Origin of the sequence: Microbacterium sp. NPDC058389 (genome assembly GCF_042722305.1) — a bacterium.
In the GTDB taxonomy this organism is placed as follows: Bacteria; Actinomycetota; Actinomycetes; order Actinomycetales; family Microbacteriaceae; genus Microbacterium.
Genome location: NZ_JBHXJQ010000008.1, coordinates 164,984 through 190,825, shown reverse-complemented (window position 1 = coordinate 190,825; position 25,842 = coordinate 164,984). Strand labels below are relative to the sequence as shown.

Sequence of the window (25,842 nt, the reverse complement as noted above, 5' to 3'; positions counted from 1 at the left end):
TCCCCCGTGGCCGTCACCTCGGCGTGGGGGGGGGGGGCGGGCCCCCCCCCCCCCCGCGACAGGACCCGGATACGGGGATGCCGTCCCCCTCGCCGCCGCGGCGGCCGGGGGCGCCCCCTACGGCGACGACGCCTCCGTCGCCGACTGGCGTGCGCGCCAGGAGGCATGGCGGGCGGAGAACGACGCGTGGCGCCGCAGCCGGCAGGATGCCGATCGCGCTGCGCGCGACCAGGCCCGGCGCGAACGCCACGCGCACGGCGCCGCCTTCGCCCTCGAGGCCGAGGACCGTCGTCGCATCCGTCGCGCCACCCGCCCCCGCACGAGCTTCGTGTTCGTTCTCACCGCGCTGGGAGCCGCGATCGTCGTCGGTGCCGTCGCCGTGCTGATCTCGCTGGGGGATGCCGCGACCGCCCCGTTCGCGGGCGCCATCGGCATCTTCACTGCCGCTCTCGTGACGGCGCTCGCCATGGTCGTCGCCGGTGCGATCCGGCGGCGCAGCGGTTTCCTCACCGCGGTCACGATCGTGCTGCTGGTGATCGGCGGCTCTGCCGTCGCGGCATCCGGGAGGGACCATTTCGTCGTCGGCGGGATCAACCTCGGCACCGCCTCCTACGAGCAGCGCGTCACGCAGCCGGCCGGCGACATGCTCATCACCGTCGGGTCGCTGTCGGACACCGAGGACTTCGAGGCCGGTGGGGTCGTCGTGCGCAAGGGCTTCGGCGCGACCACCATCGAGCTCTACCCGGGAACTGCTCTCGTGCTCGAGGCGGAGCTCGGCGACGGCGGCGTGCGCTACGACCGCATCGACGGCAGCACCGGCCGGCTGCTGAAGTCCGGCACCCTCAAGCCCGGCGACGACGGCGTCTGGCGTGTGCAGGCCAGCAGCAAGGACGCCGAAACCGGAGTCACCACGACGCAGCACATCGTCCTCGACCAGAGCGCCGGCTCGGTCCAGATCACGATCTACGAGAAATGAGCGCCGACATGAGCACGTTCGAGAATCCGGATGCCGCGCCCGGCGCCGACGCCACGCCCGACGAGCCCGCGGTGACCGACACGCAGGCCGTCGCGACCCCGCCCCTTCCCGAGACCCCGGCCGCCGAGGCGGCCTGGGCCGCGGAGACGGCGCGGCTGGACGACCTCACCCCGCCCGACGCGGCGACGGCCGACGAGACGGCGGTCCTCGCCGCCTCTGAGCCGCCGGCACCCGCCACGCTCCCGCCCGCGTTCACGGGCTTCGGTCCGGCGATCGACGCCCCCCTGGCCCCGAGCGCACCGAACACGACCGCGGGGGCGCCTGCAGAGGCGGCATCCACGGTTCTCTCCGGCCCGCGCACCCGCTGGGCCGGGATCGTGTGGGGCCTCGTGCTCGCGGCGATCGCGGCGCTCGCGCTGTGGTTCCTCACCGACGCCGGCCGCCAGGCCGCGGTGACGGACTGGATGCTGGCGCTCACTCCGGCCGCCGCCATCGCGTACTCCGTGCTCGTGGTGGGCGCGTTCGCGCTGATCGCCGGGCTCGTCGGCCTCGTGCGCCGCGCGCAGCGCGCCGGGGAACGCCGCCGCGCGGCTTCCGCCTTCACCGTCTGACAGCGATCTCGCGGCATCCCCTTGAAAGAATCGGAACATGCGCACCATCCTCAACATCATCTGGCTCGTGCTGTCGGGCTTCTGGATGTTCCTCGGCTACATGCTCGCCGGGGTGCTGCTGTGCATCCCGATCATCACGATCCCGTGGGCGATCGCCTCGTTCCGCGTCGGCGTCTACGCGCTGTGGCCCTTCGGCCGCACGATCGTCGACAAGCCGTCGTCGGGTGTCGGCTCGTTCCTCGGCAACGTCATCTGGGTGATCCTCGCCGGCTGGTGGCTGGCGATCGGCCACATCGTGACCGGCGTCGCGATGTGCCTCACGATCATCGGCATCCCGCTCGGCATCGCGAGCTTCAAGCTCGTGCCGATCTCGCTCATGCCCCTCGGCAAGGACATCGTCCCGGTCGACCAGGTCCGCGTCGCCGCCTGACCGCCGATACGACGAAGCGCCGTGCACCCTCAGGTGCACGGCGCTTGGCGTATGAGACGAAGGGATGCCGGCGGCCTCGGCCACCGGCATCCACCGTCTTACTTGGTGAGGCTGCTGCAGCCCTCGTCGCCGGTGCCGACACAGAGCACGAGCGTCGACGGGTCGACCAGCGCCTCGGGAACCGCGTAGCTCCAGACGTAGGTGTACGACATGTCGGGCTTCATCTCGACGTCGACGGACTGCTGCGGCACGGCGACGCCCTCGAAGGTGTCGTCGGCGGTCGAGCGCAGGACGGGCGCGATGTCGGCACCCGTGAGGCCCTTGTCGCTCACCCACTGGGCGACGTTCGCGGTGACCCACTGGGTGCCCGCCTCCGGGTCGCCGAGGGCGCCGGCGGCAGCCTCGTCGGGGACGATGCCGCTCCACACCTCGAGCGAGTTGCCGTCCACTCCGATGCGCTCACCCACGGCCGCGGGAGCGTCGATCGACGACTCGACGGCGACCGTCTTGGGGGCCGCTTCGGGCGACGTGCCCGACCCGGTGGTCGACGATGCGCATCCGGCGAGGAGCAGACCGGAGGCGGCGAGGAGGGACAGAACAGCGGTACTGCGGGAACGCATGCCAAACACCTTTTCGAATCGATTCGGGGGATCCCTCCTACGTTACGCCCCCGATCGGCATGGTCTGACCAATCCGCCGGCGCATCCCCTCCTTCCGGAGGGGACCGCCGGGCTCAGCCGGTCTCGACCGCTCCGGTATCGGGGCGTCGGGACTGCACGGCATCGTAGGTGCGACGCAGGCTCTCGGTCATCTGCGGGAAGTCCTGGCGCAGCGCGAGCACGAACAGCATGTCGATGAGCGCGAGCTGCGCGATGCGGCTCGCCATGGCACCGCTGCGGAAGCGGGCCTCGCGGACACTCGTGCGCAGCACGATGTCGCACACATCGTCGAGCGAGGACTCGGCCGCGTTGGTGATGCCGATCGTCAGGGCGCCTGTGCGCCCGGCGACGGTGAGGAAGTCGAGGGTCTCGCGGGTCTCTCCCCGGAACGAGACGCCGATCGCGACGGAGGCGTCGTCAAGGAGTGCGGCCTGCACGAGCGCGAGGTGGATGTCGACCGAGACACCGGCGGGGCGGCCGATGCGGCTGAGCTTCTGGAACAGGTCCTGCGCGCTGAGCGACGACGCTCCGGCGCCGTACAGCTCGATGCGCCGCGCCCCGCGGATCGCGGCGACCGCCTGCGCGACGGCCTCCGTGTCGAGGGACTGCGCCGTGTCCTGGATCGCCTGCATCTCCTGGAAGGCGATCTTGGCGACGGTGTCGGCGATCGAGTCGTCCGGGCCGATCTCGCCCTCGCCGATGTCGAAGCTGATGCGCTGAGCCTGGTCGCGGCTGAGCGCGGCGATGACGTCGAGGCGGAACTCGCGGTACCCCGGGTACCCGAGGCTCTGGCAGAACCGGGCGACGGTGGACTGCGACGCGCCGCTCACCTCGGCGAGCCGCATGATCGTGGACGTGCGGACGAGCTCCGGATCCGCGAGCACGGTGTCGGCGACCCGGCGCTCCGAGGCGCTCAGCCGGTCGAGCGACTGCCGCGCGCGGATCAGGACGTCCATCACTCCGCCTCGCGGGTGCGGTCCAGTGCTTCGCGCAGTCGACCCCCAGCGTCGACGAGCGCACGAGCCGCGGCATCCGCGGTCAGTCCCCTCATGCACATCAGTATCGCGGGCTTCACCTCCCAACCGGTGTCGGCGAGCGCGCGACGCGCCATGGCCGGGTCGACATCGGCGATCCCCATCACCATGCGGACCCCTCGCGCCCGCAGCTTCTCGTTCGTCGCGCGCACGTCGACCATGCGGTTGCCGAAGGTCTTGCCGATGCGCACCATGGCGAGCGTCGAGATGGTGTTGAGCACGATCTTCTGCGCTGAGCCCGCCTTGAGCCGCGTCGAACCCGCGACCAGCTCGGGCCCGACGATGACCTCGACGCCCACGTCGGCCGCGGCGGTGAGCTCGGAGCGCGGGTTGCAGCTGACGCCGATTGTCGCCGCGCCCCGCTCGCGCGCCTCGGCGATCGCGCCCAGCACGTACGGCGTGCGGCCGGACGCCGTGAGACCCACGACGCAGTCGTCGGGGCCGACGCCGGCGCGCGCGATGTCGGCACGCCCGGCGGCGACGTCGTCCTCGGCGTTCTCGACGGCCGAGCGGATCGCGGTCTCGCCGCCCGCGATGATCCCCACGACGCGCTCAGGCGGCTCGCCGAACGTGGGCGGGATCTCACTGGCATCGAGGATGCCCAGGCGCCCGGGCGTGCCCGCACCCACGTAGACGAGGCGTCCGCCCCGCTGCATCCGCTCGGCGGCGACGTCGACGGCGCGAGCGAGATCCGTGGATGCCGCCACCAGCGCGTCGGTCACCTGACGGTTGCTGTCGATCATGGCCGCCACGAGCTCGGGCGTCGTCATGAGGTCGAGCTCGCCGAACTCGGGATCGACGGCCTCGGTCGTGAGCTCGGCCAGCTGGCGTCGCAGATCGTCGAGGTCAACCACGGCGCACCACACTCCCCTCATACGGGCTCGCCGGGGTGCGGGCGATGTACTCCGCCCCGTCGAGCGCGTCCCCCCGGGGCTCGACGACCTCGAGCCCTCGTTCCCGCAGCCGCGCGCGCAGCGCGCCGCCGAACACCTCGGACCCGGCGATGCCGCCGAGCAGGCAGTAGGGTCCGGATGCCGCCACGCAGGCCTGCAGCACGGCGTCGACCGCCCGCTCGACGATGTCGCGGGCGACGGGGTCGCCGGCCGCGGCCGCCTGCAGCACGCGCGGCGCGAACCGGGCGAGCTGACGTGCCGGCGCGGCGGTGTCGGCCACCCAGCGCGGCAGCGTGCTGAGCGGTGCGTGCAGGTCGAGCGCCGCCGCGGTGAGCGCGGTCGCGGGCCCGCGGCCGTCGTGGGCGGCGAGCACGGCCCGCAACCCCTCCTGGCCGATCGCGCGACCGCTGCCCTCGTCGCCGAGCCACGGCCCCCAGCCGTCGACCTGGCTCAGGGTGCCGGCCCGGTCGAGGGTCAGCAGGACCGTGCCGGTGCCGACGATGACCATGGTGCCCGGCATCCCCTCGAACGCCCCGGCGTGCGCGGTCACCGCGTCGGTGGTCACGGCGGTCGGCGCGTCGAGGTGCTGGGCGACGCGATCCGCCAGCGCCCGGGCGGCAGCCGGCGCCGCTTCGGCTCCGGCCGCTCCCACGCCGATCGACGCGACAGGCGTCGGCAGGTCGAGCCCGCCCAGCGTCGTGACGATGGCGTCGAACGCGCGCACATCGCCGTCGCTGTCGGCGAGCCCCGGCACCCCGGCGCCGTGCGCCGAGACGGTCGCGGCTCCGGACGTGGCGCGGATGCGGCATCCGGTCTTTCCCAGGTCGACGGCGACGATGCTCACTGCCGCTCCTCTCGTGTGCGCACGCGGAGGCGCTGCGATGCACCCCCGGTGACGGTGCCATCGGGCACGGTGGGCAGGGCGGGCAGCGGTGCGACCGACAGGTCCCACTGCCCGGCGACGGCGGCACGCCCTTCCGGCGTGCCCGGCAGCTCCAGCGGCACGCGCAGCGCCGACAGGTAGGCGAGCACCCCGAACATGACGGCCTCGCGGGCGTCGGCAGGGATGCCCCACGCGTCGCTCGACTCGACCGGCACACCGGCGAGCGCCGCGATGCGCTCGAGCAGCACGGGATTGCGCGCACCCCCGCCCGACACGACGAGGCGGGCGGCGTCCGGGGCCGCGCGGTGCAGCGCGTCGGCCACGGACGCCGCGGTCAGTTCGGTGAGCGTCGCGCACACGTCGTCGGGCGTCGGCACGGAGCCGTCGGCGAGCGCCTCATCGACGGTCGCGAGGGTGAAGGTCTCGCGGCCGGTGGTCTTGGGCGCGGCGAGCGCGAAGTAGGGGTGTGCGAGCAGCCGGCCGAGCAGTGCCGCGTCGACGCGGCCGGCGGCGGCGTGGCGGCCGTCGCGGTCGAAGGTCTCGGCACCCTCCGTCTCGCGCGTCAGGTACGCGTCGAGCAGGGCGTTGGCGGGTCCGGTGTCGAAGCCCGAGACCGTGCCGTCGGGCCGGACCACCTGCAGGTTCGCGATGCCGCCGAGGTTGAGCGACGCGATCGGCGCGCCCGCCCGTTCCGCTGCCGTGCGCAGCCACCGCGCGTCGAACGCCGAGATGAGCGGCGCGCCCTGGCCGCCCGCGGCGACGTCCGCGACCCGCACGTTGAAGAGCACGGCGCATCCGGTGGCGCGGGCGATCCACGCCGGCTCGCCGACCTGCAGCGTGCCCCACACCGCGCCGGCCTCCACACCGTGGAACACCGTCTGCCCGTGGGCGCACACGAGGTCGGGCCGGGGCGCTCCTGCGGCGAACGACACCGCCGCGCGTGCGAACGCCTGGCCGACGGTCGTCTCGAGGCGGCACCACTCGGCCTGGTCGAGCCGCTCCCCCGCGACGGCGCCCATCACGAGCGCACGCTCGGCGGCCAGCCACGGCTCGGTGCCCCACCGCTCGACCACGACGTCGAGCGCGTCGACGCCTGCCGTCACCGAGACGAGAGCGGCATCGATGCCGTCCGCGCTCGTGCCCGACTGCAGCGCGAGGATCCTCATCGGCCGCCCTTCGCGGCCCACGCCCGCACGATGCCCGCCGAGAACACCGAGTCGGCGCCCAGCTGCACGACGGCTGCGTCGAATCCGCCGGGGACCGCCCCGACGTTGACGACGATGCACTCGCCGGCCGCCTGCGCGTCGGCGAGCACGCCGAGCTGCACGGCGCTGGGCCGATCGGCGACGACCGCGGTGAGGCCGTGGGCCGTGGCACTCCCGTTCCCGCCGCCGGCAAGGCCGCGCAGCGCATCGGCCACCGGCACGGCACGGGTCGCGGCGGCCTGCGTCGCCCCGCCGCGGGCGTCGACGACGCGCACGATGCGGGCGAGACCGGCGACGGCGGAGGGGTCGGATGCCGCGGCCAGAGCGATCTCGATCGCCCGGGCATCGGCGGGGTCGACCTCGACCGACACGTCGGCCGGCGCCGACGAACGGGCGGCTGAGGTCCCGGCGGCCAGGCGCGCGACGCGGTCGTGCGCCTCGCGCAGCCGCTCGGGCGCCAGATGTCCGTCATGCACGGCGGCGACGATCGCGTCGACGACCTCGGCGTACTGCGCGGCGGCGTCGATCCCGCCGAGCTCGGGGTTGCCGAGGCACACGAGGTCGGCGCCCGCGGCGAGCGCCCGGGCAGCACCCCCGCCGATGCCGTAGGTCGCGGCGATGGCGGCCATGTCGACGGCGTCCGTCACGACGACGCCGTCGAAGCCCGCTGCACGCAGCCGGGCGATCGCGTCGGGGTTGACGGTCACGGGCTCGGCACCCCATTCGGGCACCACGATGTGCGCCGTCATGACGGCGGGCACTCCGGCCGCGATCGCGGCCTCGAACGGCTCGGCGTGGCGCGCAGCCGTCGCCGCCGGGATCGTCGGCAGGCCGCGATGGGAGTCGACGTCGGTGTCGCCGTGCCCGGGCCAGTGCTTGACGCAGGCCGCGACGCCGCGACGGGAGCGGATGCCGCGCACGGTCGCCGCGACGCGGGTCGCGACCTCGTGCGGGTCCGCGCCGAACGAGCGCGCGCCGATGACGGGGTTGTCGGGGTTGTCGTTGACGTCGGCGCTCGGGGCGAGCACGAGGTCGATGCCGGCCCGGCGCACGCGCTCGGCGAGGACCACCCCGACGCGTTCGGCGACGTCGGGGGCGACGAGCCCGAGCTGTGCGGGCGACGGCAGCGTCGAGCCCTCGCGCCCCTCGAGCCGCGTCACCACACCGCCCTCCTCGTCGGCCGCCACGAGCGTGCTGGGGCGCACGGCCCTGATCGCCGCGGCCAGCACCGCCGTGCCGTCCGGATCGGCGGCATCCACGTTCCCGGCGAACAGGCAGACACCGCCGAGGCCGCGCTCCAGTTCTGCGCGCAGCCATTCCGGCACGACGGGGCCGGCGAACCCGGGCAGCAGCACCCCGGGCACGAGTTCTTCGAGATCCATGTCAGCCCTTCACAGCCCCCGCGACGATCCCGCTCGACAGGCGTCGCTGCACGATGATGAAGAAGATCATGACCGGGATCGTGATGATCGTCGACGCCGCCATGACCGAGCCCCAGTCGTTCGAGTGCACGCCGAAGAACTGGCGCAGGCCGATCGACACCGTGTAGTTCTCGGTTGCTCCGCCGAGGAGCGTCATGGCGAAGATGAACTCGTTCCACGCCGTGATGAACGCGAACACACTCGTCGCGACGAGCCCGGGCGCCACCAGCGGCAGCAGCACCGAGCGGAACATGCGCCACCACGAGGCGCCGTCGATGTAGGCGGCCTCTTCGAGCTCCACCGGCACGGCGGCGACGAAGCCGCGCAGCATCCAGATCCCGAACGGCAGCGCGAGCGCCGTGTAGACGATCATGAGGCCGAGGAGCGTCCCGAGCAGCTGCAGATCGCGCACCTGCACGAACAGCGGGATGACGAGGGCCTCCAGGGGCACCATCTGCACGACGAGGATCATCATGACGATCTGGGTGCGCAGCGTGAAGCGGAAGCGCGCGACAGCGACCGAGGCGAGCAGCCCCAGCAGCCCCGAGAACACCACGACGACGAGCGCCACGATGAGCGAGTTGCGCAGATAGGTCGCGAAGCCGCCGTCGGTCAGCACGAACACGAAGTGGTCGAGCGTGAACTGGCGGGGCACGAGCTCGGCGCCGCCCGACGGGTTCTCGTCGAAGGCGCTGACGAGCATCCAGTACGTCGGGAAGAGCGTGAAGACGAGCAGCAGGAAGACGAGGACGCCCTTGATGAGGCGGCGTCCGATCGAGGGCCGGGTCACAGCTGGTCCTCCTTGAGGAGCCGTCGCACGTACACGACGGTGATGGCGAGCAGCAGCAGGGTCAGCAGCACGGCGATCGCCGAGCCGAAGCCGTACCGGTTCTGCCCGAACGACTCGACGTACGACCAGACCCCGAGGTTCAGCACCTCGCGGTTGGAGCCCGCGCCGCCGGGCATGAGGTAGACCTGCGCGAAGACCTTGAAGTCCCAGATGGTCGACAGGATGATGACGACCGCGAACACCTGGTTGAGCTGCGGGAAGGTGATGCTCCAGAAGCGTCGCCACGCATTGGCGCCGTCGAGGGACGCCGCCTCCAGCGTCTCCTTCGGAACGCCGAGGAGCCCGGCGAGGATCGTGACCGCGACGAACGGGAAGCCGTGGTGGATCACGTTCAGCAGCACGATCGCGTAGAACGACCACCGGTTGGTGAACCAGTTGTAGGGCTGGTCCATGAGCCCCAGCTGCATCAGCAGCTGGTTGAAGATGCCGCGGTCGGCGTCGAAGATCCACACCCACACGTACGTGCCGGTGACCGCGGGCATCGCCCAGGCCGCCATGATGGCGCTCGCGACGACGGTGCGCCAGAAGGTGCCGAGCGACTGCAGCAGCAGGGCGACGAGCGTGCCGAAGGCGACGGTGCCGACGACGGAAAGGATCGCGAAGCCGACCGTGTTGGGCAGCACGACCGCCCATAGCGTCGGGCTCGTGAGGATCTCGACGAAGTTGTCGAGGCCGATGAAGTTGGGTTCGCCCGAGACGATCTCGCGCAGGCCGTAGTCCTGGAACGAGAACAGCACGACCCGGACGAGCGGCCACAGCAGGAGGCCTGCGAGGACGACGAGCGCGGGCGCGAGCAGCATCCACGGGCGCAGCCGGTCCATCGGGCGGCGGCGGGCTCCGGGGGCGACTGCCGCGCCGGCGGTGGAGGAGGCCTGCTCCTCCACCGCCGGCGCCTGGGGCATGAATGCCATGCGGGTCCTGCTTACTTGCCGTTGAGGGTCGCGGTCATCTCGGCCGCAGCGTCCTTGGCGGCCGTCTCGACGTCCTTCTGGCCCGACAGGATCGCCTGCATCATGGCGCTCGTCGTCTTCTTGGCCTGGACGGCGCCGAACGTCGGTGTCACGGGCACGGACGCCCCACCGTCGACCATCTGGGTCGCGAACGGCTGCACCAGCGGGTCGGCGTTCTCGATCGACTTCTCCAGCAGCGACTTCTGGCCCGGGAAGTACCCGCTCTGCTCGCCCCACTTCTCGGCGAACTCGCCCGTGGTCATCATCTTGATGAATGCGAACGCGAGGTCCTTGTCCTTGGCCGTCTCGAACATGCTCAGATGCGAGCCGCCGAGCACCGACGGCGCGATGCCGTCCTCCTCGCCGGGGATCGGCACGGCGGCGAACTTGCCCTCCATGTCGGGTCCCTTCTCGACGATCGCCGACGGCGTCCACGAGCCCATGACCGCCATGCCGACGGTGCCGGCGGCGAACGCGTCGAGCACGTCGGTCTCGCGCCACGTGGTGGCACCGGCCGACGACAGGTTGTCGTTCGTGGCGAGGCCCGTCCAGAACTCGAGGCCCTTCACCGACTCGGGCGAGTCGAGCTCGCTCGTCCAGGTGCCGTCCTTCTCGGTGGCGACCTCGCCGCCGGCGCCCCACACCCACGGGTAGACCGTGAACTCGGCGTCACCGGGGACGGCGACCGCCGTCATGTCGGGGTGGGCGGCCTTGATCGCCAGGGCGGCGTCGCGCAGCTCCTCCCAGTTGGTGGGGGCGTCCAGGCCCAGCTCCTCGAAGATGTCGGAGCGGTAGACGAGCGAGCGCACACCGGCGTACCAGGGCATGCCGTACTGCTCGCCGTCGTAGGTGCCCGACTTCACGAGGCCCTCGACCAGGTCGTCTTCGAGCCCGTCCTTCTTGATGTAGTCCGTGATGGGCGCGAGCGCGCCGGCGTCGGCGAACTCGGGCGTCCAGGTGGTGCCGGTCTCGGCGACGTCGGGGGTCGTGCCGCCGGCGATCGACGTGACGAACCGGTCGTGGGCGTCGGCCCACTGCACGAACTCGACGTTCAGCGTCGCGCCGGTCTCGTCCTTGAACGCGTCGGCCACCTCGTCGAAGAACGGCTCGGCGTCGGGGTTCGTGCCCTGCATGATCCAGACGTCGAGGGTCTTGCCCTCGCCCGAAGCCGAATCGTCTCCGTTGTCGCCACCGCCGCCGCTGCAGGCGGTGATGCCGAGTACTGCCACACCCAACACGGCGATGGGCAGGATGCGCTTCCTCATGTGAACTCCTCTTCTGCGACCACACTCTTGTGTCGACCTTCCGGCCGCGACTCACACTATGGAAGAAACCACCATGTGTCACGCATGTGTTGGAATTTTCTCCCAACCGTTATCGTCCGGAAACACGCGTCCGCCGTCCGCGAGGTCAGGTTCCGGCGTTCAGGAGCGGGGGGATGCCTCGGCCCGCCGTCGTCCCCACGGCAGCGCCAGCAGCACACCGGCGACGAGCAGCACGAGCGCGAAGGCGGCCGCGAACCACGGGGTCTCGGCGGGGATGTCGAGGTACGTCGTGATGCCCAGGATGCGGGCGAGCCCCCACGGCAGCAGGCCCATCTCGTCGTTCCAGACGGTGAGCGCGGCCTCCAGGCCGATGACGCCCACGACGACCGCCGGCACGAGCAGCCCGGCCCCGACCGCGGCCAGGACGTAGCCGGTGCCGCGGCGGGCGCCGACCTGGGCCGACAGCGCCCAGCCGGCCGCGACGAACACCCACACGAACAGCGCGAAGGCGACGGCGATGTACGCGGTGCGCAGCACCGGCTCAGTCCAGAACGCGTACCAGCAGCCGCCGGGCCCCGTGAACGACAGGGCGAAGAGGGTCAGGATGCAGCGCAGCACCACCACCCCGCCGACGGCCGCGATCACCGGCCACGGCGAGCGCCGACGCACGAACAGTCGCAGCACGAGCGCGAACACGACCCACGCGCCGATGACGATCGCCACGTGCGTCCACGACAGGAACGACGTCTGCACGGCGCGCGTCGCGACCAGCAGCGCCGCCGGGATGATGAGCAGCAGCCATCGGTCGAGCTCGAGCATGCCGAGCGTGGATTCCCGCGCCCGCCATGGCCGGGTCGAGGCGATCCACGTCGCGCGTGCGGCGGCGGCGCCGGGGCGGCGCACCAGGCGCGTGCGCGCCGCGATCATGCCGATCACGACCCATGCGGCGGCGAGCACGAGCAGCCCGCGCGCGAGCCACGCCATCGTGTCGTCGCGCTCCGAGCGCTCGATGCCGAGGCGCGCCGCGGTGAGGTTGAGAGCCGGGTGGTCGATGTTTCCGTCGTAGGCCTCGAGGTGCGCGGCGGCGAGCTTCTCGAACGTCGCGCGATCGGCATCCCATGCGGCGCGCGCGTCGGGCGACAGCGTGTCGTGCCACTCCCCCTGGTGGAGGATCAGCGACCGGTACGCCGAGAGCAGCCGCAGCGTGTCGACCTCGTAGTCCAGTGCCCCGGCGAACGCCTCGCGGATCTCGGGCGAGCGCCAGGTGGCGGCATCCGTCTCCGCGACCGTGTCGCGCATGGCCTCGGCGGTCTCGACGGCCTTCTCACCGTCGGCGATGGCGGCGTCGATGCCGCCGTCGGCATCCCGCACGATCGAGTACATGACGTCCAGCACGGCGGAGTCTCCGGTGAGGATGTCCCACTCGAAGATCCACATCATGGGCGGCGGTTCCAGCCCGATCGCGAACACCCGCTGCTGCGCGAACGGCGCGATGTAGAGGCCGTGCGCGATGGCGTCGCGCGAGCTCGTCATCGCCTTCGTGATGGCATCCACGGTGGCCGGGTCGTCCGAGAACCACTCACGTGCCCAGTCCTCCGTGACCGTCGCGACGTCGGTGTCCGGGTCGCGGGCGAGGGATGCCGCCACCTGCGTGTTCAGCTCGTACAGCTGCCAGAACCCGGCCTTGAGGTAGAGCGTCATGGGTCCGGCGCGCCACGGCCCGCCGTCCTGGGTCCACACCCAGATGCCCTCGATGTTCTCGTTCGCGGCGAGCAGCTGCTGCAGCGACCACTGGTACTCGGCCCCGAGGTCGTTCGCGAAGGCGCCGAAGTTCTCGAACTCCCGGCGGCTCTGGAACTCCACGATGCGCCGCTGCGAGCCCTGCTCGAGCGTGTCGTTGAGCGGCAGCCACGTGTAGAAGTCGCCGAGCGTGTACTTCGTCGACACGATGAGCGCGGGCGAGTCGATGCCGCCGAGCACCGCCTCATACGAGTCGCTGTCGGTGTGCATGTCGCCGACGGCGCCCACCCCGACGGACCACGTGCGGAAGATCACTTCGCGATCGGATGCCTCGGCCTGCCCCGTGAACGCTTCGAGCATCGCGCGCACGGCGTCGACGGTCGTGACCTTGAGGGCGGAGTAGTAGTCCCAGCCGCCCACGTCGTACACGGGCCCCGCCTCGCCGATGCGGATCAGCACACCGTCGAGCGCGGGCACGGCGTCGTAGAGCTCGTCGAGGCCGGCGGTGTAGACGTCCCACAGTTCGGGGTTCGCGGTGTCGAGCGTGCCGAACCGGTCCGTCAGGTACTGCTCGAGCGGCCCCGTGAGCGCCAGCATGTCGGTGCGGAGGAAGACCTTGACGCCGAGCTCGTCGGCGCGCTCCCAGAACGGCGCGAAGGCCTCGCGCAGCGCCAGGGCCTTGGCGCGGTGCTCGTCGCCCTCGGCGTAGACGGGACCGCCCGGTGCGTCGTCGAAGGTCACGAACTCCACGAACCCGGGGAACGCCACGGCGGTGAACCCGTTCGCAAGCGAGTGCCGCAGGAACGCGTCGAAATCGTCGTAGGCGGCAGCGAGCGCAGTCTGGTCGATGTACGGCGCATCGGACTGGAACACGTCGGCGAACGCCTTCGACGCGTGCGAGTAGTCGGTCCCCGACTCCCATTCGGCCGGGTCGGGCGTGACGCCGACCGCGCCGAGGTCGGTCATGCGCAGCGGAAGCCGCGATGCCTCGTGCGCGCCGATCAGGTCGGTCAGCGGCTTCGCGGCCCGTACGTGCGCCGCGAGGTCGTAGATCGCCCGGGTCGCGCCCGCCTCCGCGGTCGCCGTGACGGTGAGGGCGTGCGCGTCGCCGGCGAGCGTGTACGCGTCGTCGTCGCCCTCGGGTGCGTCCGCGACGGTGAGAGACAGCTGCGGTCGCTGAGCCTGTCGAAGCGTCTCGCCGGCGTCGGCGTCGGCGATCGCGTCACGCAGCTCGTCCATCGCGACGCCCACGCGCTCGGTGTCGGGCACGTCGACGGCGGTGAGCTCGGGCGGCGCGACGGCCTCCGTCGCGGCCGTCGCGACGGCCGGCTCGGGCTGCATCTGCGCGGCGGGCTCGGTGCGGATGCCGAGCGCATCGCCGACCGCGAGCGCGACGCCCGCGCCGAGCGCGACCAGCACGATGGCGGTGACGACGGCGAGGATGCCCCGCCGTCGCGCCGTCGTCATCCTCTGATCCTAGGACCGCCGTTCCGACGCACCCGTCCGTTCATCGAACCCGTTGCACACCTGTTGCCGAGCGAGCCGCTCCGTCACCGGGGGCAGAGGCTCCCGGTCGCTGAGCGAGCGAGGAACGAGCGAGACGAAGCGCACCCCGGGCCACCCCGTCGGCGCCGGCCGCCCTCGCCGTCGCACCCGGCCCGGCGGTCACCTCAGCTGGATCGCGCCGGCCACGGTGCCCGCGCTCGCGACCGCGTCGGCGGCCTGCTTGCGGCGCAGCTCGATGGAGGTGCTGATCTCGCCGGCCAGCCTCGGACGCGTGCGGACGAGCTCGTCGACGGTGTCGAGCGGCATCACGAGCACGGTCAGCACATCGGCGGCGACGACCGTGAGCGTCGCCTTCTCACGGGTGAGCGCGGTCTGCCCGACGTAGTCGCCGGGCTCGGCGGTGGCGACATCGAGGCGTCCGCCGCCGGCATCGGCCGTGAATCGAGCCCGGCCCTGCACGATGAACCGGATCTCGTCGGGCACGACGCCCGCGGGGATCACGATCTCGCCGATGCCGTACCGCTCCAGCCGGGAGGTGGACAGCACGCGCTCGCGGTCGTCCGGGCGCAGCTGCAGCGTCGGGCCGACGACGTCGAGCGCCTGTTCGAGCCGGCCGGGCTCGGCGATCGGGTCGGTCGCATCGCCGTCCAGCGCGAGACCGCGGCGCCGCGCGGCGTACCAGAGCCACGACAGGTAGAGGCTGAGCGCCCGCTGCTCGAGGTCGGGCCCCTGGATCGGCAGTGTCACGGTGTACGCGCCACCGCCCAGGTACTCGGCGCTCGCGGGTTGGTCGGCGATGCGCATCGGCAGCGACGTCGACACCTCGGCCAGCAGCGCCACGACTTCGTGCGGCGGGTCGTCGGTGGTGAACTTCACGGTCGTCGTCGCCGAGAACGGTCCCGCCGGCAGGCTCTTGTTCGTGAACGACGCGCCCGAGAGCGTCGAGTTCGGGACGATCTGGATGCCGGACCCGGTGTCGATGTGCACGGCGCGCCAGTTCACCTCGGTGACGCGTCCCTGGACACTGCCGGTGTCGAGCCAGTCGCCGATCTTGAACGGCTGCTCGAACAGCAGCAAGAGCCCCGAGATCACGCCGCCCACGGCGTTCTGCAGCGCGAGGCCGATCACGATGGAGGTGACGCCGAGGGCAGCGATGAGCCCGCCGACGTCGGCATCCCACACCCACTGGAACAGCAGGGCGACGCCCACGACGATGAGGATCAGCTGCGCGATCTGCACGAAGATCTGCGGGATGCGCTGCTGCCACGAGCCCTCGCGCGCGTTGCCGAAGACCCCGACGTTGAGCGCCGACAGCAGCAGCAGGATGAGGAGGAACCCGAAGACGGTGGCCACGATCCGCACCCAGACGTAGTCCGCGGGCGACAGCGACGCGAACGCGAGCACGGCCAGCAGCGCCCCGACCGGCACCACCCAGTTGCGCAGCAGCCGCACCGTCTTGGCTGCCGGGCTCCCCCGTCGTACGAGGGCACCGAGGATCTCGGTCAGCACCACCAGCAGGATCGGGACGCCCAGGCCGATCGCCAGCGCCCACCAGAGCCATCCGTCGCGCAGCGGGTCCATGACCTACTCCACCCGCCAGACCGTCTGCGTCTTGCCCTGCAGCTCGACCGTGCCCGCCTCCAGGAACGCGTAGGCCTCCCGCAGCCGGTCGCGCACGGCCTGGCTGACGAAGACGCCGGGCTGGTCGATCACCGCCCGCACGCGGTAGGCCAGGCTGACGGCATCCCCCCACAGGTCGTAGGCGAGGCTCGTCCGGGCGACCAGACCGCTCGTCACGGTGCCGGTGTCGACGCCCGCGCGCAGGTCGAGCTGGGTGTCGTTCTGCGCATTGAAGCGCTGCACGACCGCCCGCATCTCGCGGGCGAAATCGACGGCGCGTCGCACGTTGTCGACGCGCGGGACGATGAGTCCCGAGCTGGCCAGATAGCCGCCGCGGAGCGTGCGCACCTTCTCGACGCCCGCCCTTGTCGCGGCCTCGTCGAACCCGCGCATGAGCGCGTTCAGCTGCGTGATCTCTTCGGCGCCGGTGAGGTCGTTCGCGTAGTCGTCGAAGCCCACCAGCTCGGCGAAGACGACCGACACGTTGTCGTGCTCTTCGGCGATCGTCTCCTCGCCCTGCTTGTACCGTTCGGCGACCGTCTCGGGCATGAGGGTGTGCATCAGCTTGTCGTTCTCGACGCGCTGCTCGTCGATGAGGTCCTGCTTGATCCGCAGGCTGGCGGCCATGTCGTTGAACGCGTTGCCGAGGTCTCCGAACTCGTCGCGGGCGCCGGCGGGGACCTGCACCGCCAGATCGCCGCCCGCGAGCCGCCGCACCGCCTCGACGAGCCGGCGCACCGGCTTCGTGAACGCCTGGGCGAGCAGGAGCGACAGCAGCGACACGGCGACGATGATCGCCAGCAGCGACAGCACGAGATTGCGCGTGAAGTCGGCGACCGGGGCGAAGGCCTCGGCAGTCGTGATGTGCGCGACGGCGACCCAGTTGAGCCCGTTCACCTCGACCGGCGAGTAGGCGACGATGCTCTCCAATCCGAGGTACGAGTCGGCCACCGCTGTGCCGGTGCGTCCCATCAGCGCCTGGTTCACGGAGTAGGTGTCGACCGGCTGGATGAGGGTCGTGCCACCCACCTCCACCGCGCGGGCGGCGGTCGCCGGTGGAGTGCCCGCCGCGACGACGTCCTTCTCGTACTTCTCCGGGTCGTCGACGAGTTCGCGCGAGATGCTGCGCATGAGCTTGTCGTGGCCGGCGACGTACACCTCGCCGGTCTGCCCGAGGCCCTGCTCGGCCCATTGCTCGCCGCCGGTCAGGATGTCGTTGACGGTGTCGATCGACATCTGCACGGCCAGCACGCCGGTGATCTGCGAGTCGTTGCCGATCGGCGAGACCACCCAGTACGTCGGCACGTTGAGCGAGGGTATCCAGCGTTCGAAGTCGGTCGTGCGGACCGCGTTGACCGAGTTGCTCGCGACGACCTCGCGGTACGCGTCGGCCAGCATCGAGTCGCGGAACGGCCCGTCGTTGAGGTTGGTGCCGAGGTCGGTGCCCTTGTACGCCGAGTACACGACGTCGCCGTCGAGGTTGAGCATCAGCAGGTCTTCGTACCCCACCTGATCGACCAGACGCGACAGGTAGTCGCCGTACTGCGACGCCGCCGCAGAGAACGTCGTGCCGTCGTCGCCGTCATCATCGGCGAGCGCCTCGTCGAAGTCGTCGTGCTGCGCCGTGAAGTGGTACTGCACCCACTTGCCGGCATTGGACGACGGGATGAACGCGGTCTCGCTGTAGGTGTCATCCGAACGCTCCTGCAGTCGCGGGATGAAGGTGTCGGCGTAGTACGCCCGCAGTTCGTCGGCCTGCTCCGGCGTGAGCTCCTTGGACTGCAGTTCGTCCCACGCGGCGTTCAGCGCCTTCGACGCGGTCTGCGCGCTGAGGTTGCGCGAGTCCAGCTGCACGCCGCGCTGCAGTCCCGCCATCGACGTCTCGAGCTCGTGGACGCGCAGCTCGCGGATCGTGGTCAGCTGGTCGATCGCCGAGGCCCGCAGCGATTCCCGGCCGCTCACGTAGCCGATGATGCCGACGATCGTCGCCGACACGACGCTCACCGACAGCAGCATGATGAGCAGCTTCGACTGGATGCTCAGCCCGCCCCGTCGGCGCTTCTTCTCTCTCGGCGGGTCGGGCACCGCGGTCTGCCGCGGCGCGCGCGAGCGCGTCGAATCGGTCGCTGGAGCATCCGTCTCAGTGACAGTCACGGCCTTTTGTACCCCCCGGTAGGCTCGTGCGTCACTCTAGCCACACGCGTCTCGCGCGGGCAAGGATTTCGCTGATCGAGGCGGTAAACAGTGGATGCCGCGGCCCGGGGCCGCGGCATCCACTCGGTCCTCGTGCGAAGCTCAGCTGCTCTTGCGCATCGCCCGGATGCCGACGGCCAGCCCGATCACCGCGAGCACGACGGCGGCGATCCAGCCCCAGAGCACGGTGATGTCGCCGAGGTCGCCGGCGAACAGCGCGCGCTCGGCCTGCACGACCCAGTTGACGGGGTTCACGGTCGAGACGGCGCGCATCCACGCGGGCCCCTCGTCGAGCGGCAGCAGCATGCCCGACAGGATCAGGAGCGGGAAGATCAGCGTCTGCTGCACGCCCCAGAAGAGCCACTCGCGGTCCTTCGTCTTGAGCGCGAGAGTGTACGACAGCGCCCCGAGCCCGATGCCGAACACCGCGAGCAGCGCCAGTCCGATGACGAGCCCCGGCACGTGGATCGTGAACCCGAACGGCCACGCGATCAGCACGATGACGAGCGCCTGCACCACGATCGGCGCGATCTCCTTCAGCGCGCGGCCGACGAGCAGCGAGGACCGCCCGAGCGGCGCGACGAGCGTCCGCTCGTGCGAGCCCGTCATCATCTCGTACTGCAGATTCGACCCGGTCGCCCCGGTGCCGAACAGCACGATCATGACGAGCACGCCCGGCACGAACCACTGCAGCGTCTCCCCCACCGGCGCCCCCGACGAGCCGACCAGCAGCGGCGCGAACAGCCCCAGGAACACCAGCGGCTGCACCAGGCTGAAGATCAGCGTGAACGGGTCGCGCACCACGGGCTTCAGCTCCCGCGTGAGCACGTTCCAGGTGTCGCGCGCCGCGTTCGGGCGCACGGCGGTGTCGGTCTGCACGGTCATCGTTCCACTCCTGTCGTGAGCACTTCTTCGCTGGTGGATGCCGCGTCCCCGGCATCCTCGTCGCCCTCGCCCTCCTCGGACGCGCCTTCACCCGCCTCACGCAACGTCCGTCCGGTGAGTGCGAGGAACACGTCGTCGAGCGTCGGCGGCACACCCGTCGCGGTGCGCACCGTGAGCCCTTCGGCGTCGAGCGCCCGCACCGCTGCGGGCAGCAGGGTGTCTCCGTCGGACGCGGTGACGGTGAGGGATGCCGCCTCCCGGCCGACCTCGCGCGCCGCAAGCCGCTGCACCACGGGGACGGCGGCTGCGGCATCCGCCTCGCTCTCGAAGCCGAACGTGAGGACGTCGCCGGCGAGGTCGGCCTTGAGCCGTGCGGCGGTGTCGTCGGCGATCACGCGGCCTCGGTCCATGACCATGACCCGCTCCGCGTAGCGGTCGGCCTCCTCGAGGTAGTGCGTCGTGAGGAAGACCGTGGTGCCGTGGCTGCGGCGCAGTTCCAGGATGTGCTGCCACAGATTGGCGCGGCTCTGCGGGTCGAGACCCGTCGACGGCTCGTCGAGGAACAGCAGCGGCGGCGCGTGCATGAGGCCGAGCGCGATGTCGAGCCGGCGCTTCTGCCCGCCCGACAGCTGCTGCACCGTGCGGGTCGCGAAGCCCGAGAGGTCGAGCGACTCGATGAGCTCGTCGGCCCGCTGCTTCGCCGCGGACTTCGACATGCCGTAGAACGCGCCCTGGCTGAGCAGTTCGTCGTGGGCGCGCTGCGAGAAGCTGCCGCTCGTGAGCTGCCCGACGTAGCCGATGCGGGCGCGCACGTCGGCGGGCCGGTCCAGGATGTCGAATCCGACGACCTTCGCCGTGCCCGACGTCGGCGGGATGAGGGTGGTGAGCATGCGCAGGCTGGTGGACTTGCCCGCGCCGTTGGGTCCCAGGAATGCGACGAGCTCGCCGCGCGCCACCTGGAACGTGAGGTCTGTGACCGCCTCGACGGTCTTGCCCTTGACGGTGAAGCGCTTGGTGAGGCCCTGCGCTTCGATGATCGGTTCGTTCGCCATGCCGCCACGCTAGGAACCAATGCGGACGGATCCTGTCCTGGATGCATGAGATTCTTTTCGCATGTCCGACACGACCACCCGCGCCCTCTCGCTGCTGAATCTGCTGCAGACCCATCGGCATTGGCCGGGCACGGAGCTCGCCGGCCGGCTCGGCGTGACCGAGCGCACGGTGCGGCGCGACGTCGAGCGGCTTCGCGAGCTCGGCTACCGCATCGAGTCCACGCCGGGCGCCGCGGGCGGGTACAGACTCGAAGCCGGCAGCGCCGTGCCTCCGCTGCTGCTCACCGACGACGAGGCGGTCGCCATGGCGATCGGACTGCGGGTGGCGGCATCCGATCGGCTCTTGAGCGGCGCCGAGACCACCGTGACCGCGCTCGCGAAGCTGGAGCAGGTGCTGCCTGCGCCGCTGCGGCGTCGCGTCAACGCGCTGGCCGAGACCGTGCAGCCGACCGGGATCCGCGCGGGCGCCGCCGTGTCGAGCGAGCTGCTCGGCGAGCTGGCCCTGGCCACCCGCGACCACGAGCGCGTGCGCTTCACCTATACGAGCGCGTCGGGCGAGGTCATGAAGCGCCGCGTCGAGCCGCACGCCCTCGCGCCGGCCGAGCGGCACTGGTACCTGCTGTGTTGGGACCTCGAGCGCGACGACTGGCGCACCTTCCGCGTCGACCGCCTGTCGGAGGTCGAGCACACCCGCGTGCTGTTCACCCCGCGCGAGCTCACTCCCGCGCAGGTGGACGAGTTCATCGCGGTGGCCCGGTCGTGGAGCCCGCAGGCGATCGAGGGCGCCGCCGTCATGGACCTCGGCCTCGACGACATGCGCGCCTTCTTCGGCCAGTGGGGCCAGGGCGCGACCGCCATCGGCGAAGGCCGTACGCGCTGGCCGGTCGGCGGCAGCGACTTCCGCGAGGTCATGTACGCCCTCGCCTGGATCCCGCCGGAGGTGCCGTACACGGTGGAGCTGCCCGAGGAGGCGCGGGCCACGATGCGTGAGGCGCTGGAGCGGATGCTGGCGGCCCTGGACGCTCCCGCCGAGGATCCTCGCTGACGGAGGCGTTTCGCCCGCGCGCGCCAGAGCGCGCTCCGCTCAACGACCGAACCCCCGGCCGCGCCCCGGTCGTTGAGCGAGCGAGGAACGAGCGAGACGAAACGCCCCGGCCGCACGGTCGGCGGCCGCCCACCGGCATCCCATCCGATCCGGCGAGGGCGCCGAACCACTCTCACAGCCGCAGATCGCGGGCTGTCGAAAGAGAGGTCCCTCATGCGCACGTCACCGAACCGCCTCGTCGCCACGATCTTCGGCGCGGTGTATCTGCTCGTCGGCCTGCTCGGCTTCGCCGTGACGGGCGGCGTCGGCTTCCTGGCCACCGAAGGCGGTCTGCTGCTCGGGGTGTTCGCGGTGAACCCGCTCCACAACATCGCGCATCTGCTCATCGGCGGTTCTCTGCTGGCGGCAGGACTGGTCAGCGCGCGTGCCGCGAAGACGGTGAACATCGTCGTCGGGGCGGCCTACCTGCTGCTCGGCATCGCCGGCTTCTTCCTGGTGGGCACGGCCGCCAACATCCTCGCCCTGAACGTTCCGGACCACTTCCTGCACCTGGCCAGCGCGATCGTGCTGCTCGGTGTCGGACTGGCCGCCGAGCGGTCGCCGCAGCCGGCGACCGCGTGACGACGGCCATGGGGGCATCCCTGCCGGGGCGCGCGGTTCACCGCGCCCCGGCCTGGGTGGCGGTCGGCGCGTGGGGAGCCGGCCTCGTGGGTGCGGCGGTCGGCGCCGCGGCGATCGTGGGGGTGCAGGCCGATACGGTCTCGCGTTCGCTCGGCGCCGCCGCCGTGGCTCACGGACTGCTCGCCCTCGCGTGGGGCGCGGTGTGCCTCGCGCGGGGGCGCACGGTCGCTCCGCGCTCCGCGCTCGTGGGGGTGTTCGCAGGGATCACCCTGATCGTGGCGCTGCTCGCGACCGGGCCCGGCGCCACAAGCGTCGTGGCGGTCGGGGTGTTCGTGGCCCTGAGCGTGACAGTCGGGGCCGGCATCGGGTGGGGCATACGGCATCCCTCACGCGGCGGCGGAGTGGCCGGACTGATCGCGGCCGCGGCCGTCGTCGCAGTGCTGGTGACGCCGGCACTCGGATCTGCTCAGGATGCCGCCACCGCCGAGCCCGACGGCACGTTCGCGCCTGTCGTCGAGCACCACGGCCACTGACACGCGGCGCCGTGCGCGGCATCCGCTCCTCTTCGATTTGGTTGATCACGGTCCACAGTTGACGCAAGTCAACTATTTGTTATATAGTTGACCGTTATCAACTTTTCAATCGGAGGAACCACCTTGTCGACACTCTCCGACACGCATTCGCCGGCGACCGCCGAGCGCACCCCGCGCGAGGTGTTCGTCGCGCTCTCGGGACTCATCGTCACGATGTTCGTCGCCGTGCTCTCGGGCACCGTGATCTCGACCTCGATGCCGCTCATCGTCGCCGACCTCGGCGGCGACCAGTCGGCGTACACGTGGGTCATCACGTCGAGCCTGCTGGCCACAGCCGTCACCACCCCCATCTGGGGCAAGCTCGCCGACCTCGTCAACCGCAAGGTGCTGCTGCAGATCTCGATCGTGCTGTTCGTCCTGGGCAGCGCCATCTCGGGCTTCGCACAGGATGCCGGCACGCTGATCGCCGTCCGGGTGATCCAGGGCGTCGGCACGGGCGGCCTGATGTCGCTCGTCATGATCGTCGTGGCCCTCATCATCTCGCCGCGTGAGCGCGGCAAGTACATGGGCGTCGTCGGCGGCATCATGGCCGTCGCCACGATCGGCGGACCGCTCCTCGGCGGTGTCATCACCGACGCGTGGGGCTGGCGCGCCAACTTCTTCCTGCCCGTGCCGCTCGCGATCATCGCGCTCGTGCTGCTGCAGTTCACGCTGCACCTGCCCAAGATGCCCAAGCGTCCCGTGAAGATCGACTACATCGGCGCCATGCTCATGGCGGTCGGCGTCGCGCTGACCCTCGTGTGGATCACGCTGGGCGGCAAGCCCGACGCCGGCGGCTTCGAGTGGGACTCGGTCACGAGCTTCGTCATGATCGGCGTCGCCGCCGCGGCGATCGTCGCGTTCATCATCGTCGAGTTCTTCGTGCCCGAGCCCATCGTGCCGATGACGCTCTTCAAGAACCGCACGTTCACCCTCTCGGTGATCGCCTCGCTCGCCATCGGTGTCGCGATGTTCGCGACGAGTGTGTTCCTGGCGCAGTACTTCCAGCTCGCGCGTGGCGCCACACCGACCGAGTCGGGCCTCATGACGATCCCGATGATCATCGGCCAGATGGGCGCCTCGATCACCGTCGGTGCGCTGATCAGCAAGTTCGGCCGCTGGAAGGGCTTCATGCTCGTCGGCTCGGTGCTGACCATCGCCGGCACGTACCTGCTCACGACGCTGCACTACGACACCCCGTTCGTGTGGGTCGCCGTGTTCATCTTCGTGCTCGGCGCGGGTCTCGGCATGGTCATGCAGAACCTGACGCTCATCGTGCAGAACGACACCCCCGCCTCGCAGCTGGGCGCCGCGTCGTCGAACGTGAACTTCTTCCGTTCGATCGCCGGCACCATCGGCGTGACGATCATGGGTTCACTGCTGGCCACGCAGGTCACGACGAACATCACCGACGGCTTCAAGGGCTTCGTGCCCACGTCGCCTGACGAGGTCACGGCGCTGCAGACGCTGGCCGGCGGCACCGTGCCGAAGGTCGACGAGCTGCCCGAGACGATCCGCGTGATCATCGAGGCCGCCTACGCCGACGGCATCGCGCACGTGTTCTGGATCGCCGTGCCGCTGGCGGTGATGGCGCTCATCGCGATCGCCTTCCTTCCGAACAAGAAGTTGTCGACCAAGTCGGCGTCGCAGGAGCTGCAGGAGGAGGCCGAGAACGTCGCCATCGAGCTCGCCGAGGCCGAGGTGGGAGCCGCCCTGCCGATGGTCGCGGAGCAGATCGAGGAGGCCGATCGCGTGCTGACGGGTTCCGTTCCGGTCACGCGTGCGCAGGCCCGCCAGGATCGCTCGTAGCATGTCGGTCATGAGCCCGGACTCCGCCGTCGACGACGCGATCCTCGACGTGGAACAGCAGCTGTCGGTCCTCTTCAACCGGTCGCGTGCCGTGTGGAAAGAGGCGGCGGAGCAGGTGCACCCCGAGCTGCAGCCCGCGGGCTACAAGCTCTTCGGCACGATCGTCCGCCTCGGCGAGACGAACGCGCACGCCCTGGCCCTGCTGTTCGACATGGACAAGAGCGCCGTGAGCCGACAGGTGCGCACGCTCGAGGAGTTCGGGCTCGTGGAGAGCCTCCCGGATGCGTCGGACGGGCGGGCTCGGGTGCTCGTGCCCACCGCGGCCGGGCTGGAGCGGGCGCTGGCGGTTCGCGAGAACAACAAGTCCCGTCTGCGGGGCGCATTGAAGACCCGGTCGGCGGAGGACCTGCGTCTGTTCGCCGAGGTGCTGGCCGAGATCTCGGCCGCGTAGGACATCGGATGCCGGAAGGGCCGCCCTGAGGGGCGGCCCTTCTTGCGTCTCCCCCGCGCCGACCCCCGGCCGTTGAGCGAGCGAGGAACGAGCGAGACGAAACGCGCTGAGGGGACGGCCGGCGTGAGGTCCGGCATCCACTCCCCCGGTGGTAGCTTCGCGGCATGCCACGTGAGAACGCGCTGCCGGGCGACGACCCGCACCTCGGGCTGACGCTGAGCGGCGGCGGGGCGTTCGGCGCCGCGCACGTGGGGGTGCTGCAGGTGCTCGAGGAGCGCGGCATCCACCCAGGCATCGTGACGGGCACGAGCTCCGGAGCGCTCGTCGGGTGCGCGTACGCGGCCGGACTCGACGGCGAGGCGATCGAAGAGCTCGCACTGAGGTTCCGGTGGACACGGATCGGCAACTGGAGCTGGAAGCCGCGGTGGGGACTGCTCGACACGCATGTCGTCACCGACTCGATCCACCGTCTGCTGGGTGAGGACCCGCGCATCGAGGACCTGCCGCGGCGGTTCGGCGCCGTCGCGACCGATCTGCGCACGCGTCAGGCCGTGACGATCGACAAGGGCCCGCTGAGCGCTGCGCTGCGGGCGAGCATCGCCGTGCCGGGCATCCTCCCGCCCGTCCGCCTCGGCGGCAGGGTGCTCGCCGACGGAGGAATGGTCGACAACGTCCCGCACGCTGCGGCGCGCGAGCTCGGCGCCGAGCGCGTCATCGTCGTGCACCTGCACGCCAAGTGGGAGAACGTGCGCATGATGCGCTCGACCACCAAGATCGGTGCGCTGCTGGCCGACCCGACGGTGGTGCTGGTCCAGCCCGAGATGGAGCGCATGGCGCAGTGGACGATGCGGGATGTTCCCCGGCTGATCGCCGAGGGGCGCCGGGCTGCGGCGGAGGCGCTCGACGCCGCCGGTCAGTGAGCATCGCGGTACCGCGCGAAGTCTTCGACGGACGTGTGTTCGCCTCGCTGCACGCGTCGCCTCGCCGTCACACCGGGACGCACAGCGAAACCATGGTTCACGCTCATGGCGCAGACGGGCCGGCCGGGTTAGCGTATGTTCATCGCGGCGATCCGGGCGGTCCCGGGCACCGGCTCATACCCGGGAGCGTTGCAGGTTCGACTCCTGCCGTCGCGTCGACATTCGCCCGCTGCGGCTGCTGTCCCGACGCA

At 71.2% G+C, this 25,842-nt stretch carries 22 protein-coding genes, 1 tRNA gene and 1 pseudogene; 10 read left to right on the top strand and 14 right to left on the bottom strand.

The features are described from left to right. From ACFWJ8_RS13120 to ACFWJ8_RS13110, 3 genes and pseudogenes are all read left to right on the top strand, one after another. Positions 1-976 (top strand): annotated as a pseudogene (locus ACFWJ8_RS13120) (hypothetical protein); the annotation flags it as partial. Between the two features lie 8 nt (positions 977-984). Continuing rightward, positions 985-1,587 carry a hypothetical protein gene (locus ACFWJ8_RS13115; protein ID WP_378812020.1) on the top strand — a complete coding sequence of 201 codons (603 nt, stop codon included), beginning with the start codon at positions 985-987 and terminating at the stop codon, positions 1,585-1,587. A 37-nt stretch (positions 1,588-1,624) separates the two neighbouring features. Continuing rightward, positions 1,625-2,017, top strand: coding sequence for a YccF domain-containing protein (locus tag ACFWJ8_RS13110; protein ID WP_378812018.1), 393 nt, complete (start codon positions 1,625-1,627; stop codon positions 2,015-2,017). A gap of 98 nt (positions 2,018-2,115) precedes the next feature. On the opposite strand, the gene ACFWJ8_RS13105 is transcribed toward ACFWJ8_RS13110, so the two are convergent. The 14 genes from ACFWJ8_RS13105 to ACFWJ8_RS13040 form a co-directional block, all read right to left on the bottom strand. Beyond that, positions 2,116-2,637, bottom strand: a complete 522-nt coding sequence (locus ACFWJ8_RS13105; RefSeq protein WP_378812015.1) for a hypothetical protein — start codon at positions 2,635-2,637, stop codon at positions 2,116-2,118. A gap of 113 nt (positions 2,638-2,750) precedes the next feature. Then, the gene (locus ACFWJ8_RS13100) at positions 2,751-3,632 is read right to left on the bottom strand and encodes a MurR/RpiR family transcriptional regulator (RefSeq protein WP_378812012.1); all 882 of its coding nucleotides are present in this window, start codon (positions 3,630-3,632) and stop codon (positions 2,751-2,753) included. Next, entirely contained in the window at positions 3,632-4,564 is a 933-nt protein-coding gene (gene murQ / locus ACFWJ8_RS13095) for an N-acetylmuramic acid 6-phosphate etherase (protein ID WP_378812009.1), read from the bottom strand. The genes ACFWJ8_RS13100 and murQ overlap by 1 nt, the downstream gene beginning before the upstream one ends. Further along, complete coding sequence (locus ACFWJ8_RS13090) at positions 4,557-5,447, bottom strand: N-acetylglucosamine kinase (RefSeq protein ID WP_378812006.1); 891 nt, start codon at positions 5,445-5,447, stop codon at positions 4,557-4,559. The genes murQ and ACFWJ8_RS13090 overlap by 8 nt, the downstream gene beginning before the upstream one ends. Beyond that, the gene (locus tag ACFWJ8_RS13085; protein ID WP_378812003.1) at positions 5,444-6,652 is read right to left on the bottom strand and encodes an anhydro-N-acetylmuramic acid kinase; all 1,209 of its coding nucleotides are present in this window, start codon (positions 6,650-6,652) and stop codon (positions 5,444-5,446) included. Before ACFWJ8_RS13085 ends, ACFWJ8_RS13090 begins: the two co-directional genes overlap by 4 nt. Then, entirely contained in the window at positions 6,649-8,073 is a 1,425-nt protein-coding gene (locus ACFWJ8_RS13080) for a glycoside hydrolase family 3 N-terminal domain-containing protein (protein WP_378812002.1), read from the bottom strand. Before ACFWJ8_RS13080 ends, ACFWJ8_RS13085 begins: the two co-directional genes overlap by 4 nt. A 1-nt stretch (position 8,074) precedes the next feature. After that, positions 8,075-8,902: a carbohydrate ABC transporter permease gene (locus ACFWJ8_RS13075; protein ID WP_378811999.1), complete on the bottom strand. Its 828-nt coding sequence runs from the start codon at positions 8,900-8,902 to the stop codon at positions 8,075-8,077. Then, positions 8,899-9,873: a carbohydrate ABC transporter permease gene (locus tag ACFWJ8_RS13070; RefSeq protein WP_378811997.1), complete on the bottom strand. Its 975-nt coding sequence runs from the start codon at positions 9,871-9,873 to the stop codon at positions 8,899-8,901. The genes ACFWJ8_RS13075 and ACFWJ8_RS13070 overlap by 4 nt, the downstream gene beginning before the upstream one ends. Before the next feature lie 11 nt (positions 9,874-9,884). After that, a complete protein-coding gene (locus ACFWJ8_RS13065; RefSeq protein ID WP_378811994.1) occupies positions 9,885-11,177 on the bottom strand; it encodes a sugar ABC transporter substrate-binding protein in 1,293 nt (430 codons plus the stop codon). 159 nt (positions 11,178-11,336) lie between these two features. Further along, positions 11,337-14,384 carry a hypothetical protein gene (locus ACFWJ8_RS13060; RefSeq protein WP_378811992.1) on the bottom strand — a complete coding sequence of 1,016 codons (3,048 nt, stop codon included), beginning with the start codon at positions 14,382-14,384 and terminating at the stop codon, positions 11,337-11,339. A gap of 198 nt (positions 14,385-14,582) precedes the next feature. After that, on the bottom strand, positions 14,583-16,004 hold the full coding sequence (locus tag ACFWJ8_RS13055) for a mechanosensitive ion channel domain-containing protein (RefSeq protein ID WP_378811989.1): 1,422 nt from the start codon (positions 16,002-16,004) through the stop codon (positions 14,583-14,585). 3 nt (positions 16,005-16,007) lie between these two features. Further along, positions 16,008-18,197 (bottom strand): adenylate/guanylate cyclase domain-containing protein, encoded by a 2,190-nt coding sequence (locus tag ACFWJ8_RS13050; RefSeq protein WP_378811986.1) that lies wholly within the window; start codon positions 18,195-18,197, stop codon positions 16,008-16,010. 141 nt (positions 18,198-18,338) lie between these two features. Continuing rightward, on the bottom strand, positions 18,339-19,121 hold the full coding sequence (locus ACFWJ8_RS13045) for an ABC transporter permease (RefSeq protein WP_378811983.1): 783 nt from the start codon (positions 19,119-19,121) through the stop codon (positions 18,339-18,341). Further along, positions 19,118-20,173 (bottom strand): ABC transporter ATP-binding protein, encoded by a 1,056-nt coding sequence (locus tag ACFWJ8_RS13040; RefSeq protein ID WP_378811980.1) that lies wholly within the window; start codon positions 20,171-20,173, stop codon positions 19,118-19,120. The genes ACFWJ8_RS13045 and ACFWJ8_RS13040 overlap by 4 nt, the downstream gene beginning before the upstream one ends. 61 nt (positions 20,174-20,234) lie before the next feature. Here ACFWJ8_RS13040 and ACFWJ8_RS13035 point away from each other — a divergent pair, with 61 nt between their 5' ends. The 7 genes from ACFWJ8_RS13035 to ACFWJ8_RS13005 all read left to right on the top strand — a co-directional run bounded on the left by ACFWJ8_RS13035 (position 20,235) and on the right by ACFWJ8_RS13005 (position 25,807). After that, positions 20,235-21,218, top strand: coding sequence for a helix-turn-helix transcriptional regulator (locus ACFWJ8_RS13035; protein WP_378811977.1), 984 nt, complete (start codon positions 20,235-20,237; stop codon positions 21,216-21,218). Between the two features lie 213 nt (positions 21,219-21,431). After that, positions 21,432-21,839: a DUF4383 domain-containing protein gene (locus ACFWJ8_RS13030; protein ID WP_378811974.1), complete on the top strand. Its 408-nt coding sequence runs from the start codon at positions 21,432-21,434 to the stop codon at positions 21,837-21,839. After that, on the top strand, positions 21,836-22,372 hold the full coding sequence (locus ACFWJ8_RS13025) for a hypothetical protein (RefSeq protein WP_378811971.1): 537 nt from the start codon (positions 21,836-21,838) through the stop codon (positions 22,370-22,372). The genes ACFWJ8_RS13030 and ACFWJ8_RS13025 overlap by 4 nt, the downstream gene beginning before the upstream one ends. Positions 22,373-22,495: 123 nt before the next feature. Beyond that, complete coding sequence (locus ACFWJ8_RS13020; protein WP_378811969.1) at positions 22,496-24,220, top strand: MDR family MFS transporter; 1,725 nt, start codon at positions 22,496-22,498, stop codon at positions 24,218-24,220. Between the two features lie 10 nt (positions 24,221-24,230). Next, entirely contained in the window at positions 24,231-24,671 is a 441-nt protein-coding gene (locus ACFWJ8_RS13015) for a MarR family winged helix-turn-helix transcriptional regulator (RefSeq protein ID WP_378811967.1), read from the top strand. Positions 24,672-24,835: 164 nt separating this feature from the next. Continuing rightward, positions 24,836-25,591 carry a patatin-like phospholipase family protein gene (locus tag ACFWJ8_RS13010; RefSeq protein ID WP_378811965.1) on the top strand — a complete coding sequence of 252 codons (756 nt, stop codon included), beginning with the start codon at positions 24,836-24,838 and terminating at the stop codon, positions 25,589-25,591. Between the two features lie 143 nt (positions 25,592-25,734). Further along, a tRNA-Met gene (locus ACFWJ8_RS13005) sits at positions 25,735-25,807 on the top strand. Positions 25,808-25,842: the final 35 nt, after the last annotated feature.

What these genes read in the sequence shown, in the direction of transcription:
- ACFWJ8_RS13035 (WP_378811977.1), top strand. Translation starts at nt 20,235, where the DNA reads ATGTCCGACACGACCACCCGCGCCCTCTCGCTGCTGAATCTGCTGCAG.
- ACFWJ8_RS13105 (WP_378812015.1), bottom strand. Translation starts at nt 2,637, where the DNA reads ATGCGTTCCCGCAGTACCGCTGTTCTGTCCCTCCTCGCCGCCTCCGGT.
- ACFWJ8_RS13115 (WP_378812020.1), top strand. Translation starts at nt 985, where the DNA reads ATGAGCACGTTCGAGAATCCGGATGCCGCGCCCGGCGCCGACGCCACG.
- ACFWJ8_RS13070 (WP_378811997.1), bottom strand. Translation starts at nt 9,873, where the DNA reads ATGGCATTCATGCCCCAGGCGCCGGCGGTGGAGGAGCAGGCCTCCTCC.
- ACFWJ8_RS13080 (WP_378812002.1), bottom strand. Translation starts at nt 8,073, where the DNA reads ATGGATCTCGAAGAACTCGTGCCCGGGGTGCTGCTGCCCGGGTTCGCC.
- ACFWJ8_RS13030 (WP_378811974.1), top strand. Translation starts at nt 21,432, where the DNA reads ATGCGCACGTCACCGAACCGCCTCGTCGCCACGATCTTCGGCGCGGTG.
- ACFWJ8_RS13040 (WP_378811980.1), bottom strand. Translation starts at nt 20,173, where the DNA reads ATGGCGAACGAACCGATCATCGAAGCGCAGGGCCTCACCAAGCGCTTC.
- ACFWJ8_RS13010 (WP_378811965.1), top strand. Translation starts at nt 24,836, where the DNA reads ATGCCACGTGAGAACGCGCTGCCGGGCGACGACCCGCACCTCGGGCTG.
- ACFWJ8_RS13015 (WP_378811967.1), top strand. Translation starts at nt 24,231, where the DNA reads ATGAGCCCGGACTCCGCCGTCGACGACGCGATCCTCGACGTGGAACAG.
- ACFWJ8_RS13100 (WP_378812012.1), bottom strand. Translation starts at nt 3,632, where the DNA reads ATGGACGTCCTGATCCGCGCGCGGCAGTCGCTCGACCGGCTGAGCGCC.
- ACFWJ8_RS13110 (WP_378812018.1), top strand. Translation starts at nt 1,625, where the DNA reads ATGCGCACCATCCTCAACATCATCTGGCTCGTGCTGTCGGGCTTCTGG.
- ACFWJ8_RS13045 (WP_378811983.1), bottom strand. Translation starts at nt 19,121, where the DNA reads ATGACCGTGCAGACCGACACCGCCGTGCGCCCGAACGCGGCGCGCGAC.
- ACFWJ8_RS13065 (WP_378811994.1), bottom strand. Translation starts at nt 11,177, where the DNA reads ATGAGGAAGCGCATCCTGCCCATCGCCGTGTTGGGTGTGGCAGTACTC.
- ACFWJ8_RS13085 (WP_378812003.1), bottom strand. Translation starts at nt 6,652, where the DNA reads ATGAGGATCCTCGCGCTGCAGTCGGGCACGAGCGCGGACGGCATCGAT.
- ACFWJ8_RS13055 (WP_378811989.1), bottom strand. Translation starts at nt 16,004, where the DNA reads ATGGACCCGCTGCGCGACGGATGGCTCTGGTGGGCGCTGGCGATCGGC.
- ACFWJ8_RS13060 (WP_378811992.1), bottom strand. Translation starts at nt 14,384, where the DNA reads ATGACGACGGCGCGACGGCGGGGCATCCTCGCCGTCGTCACCGCCATC.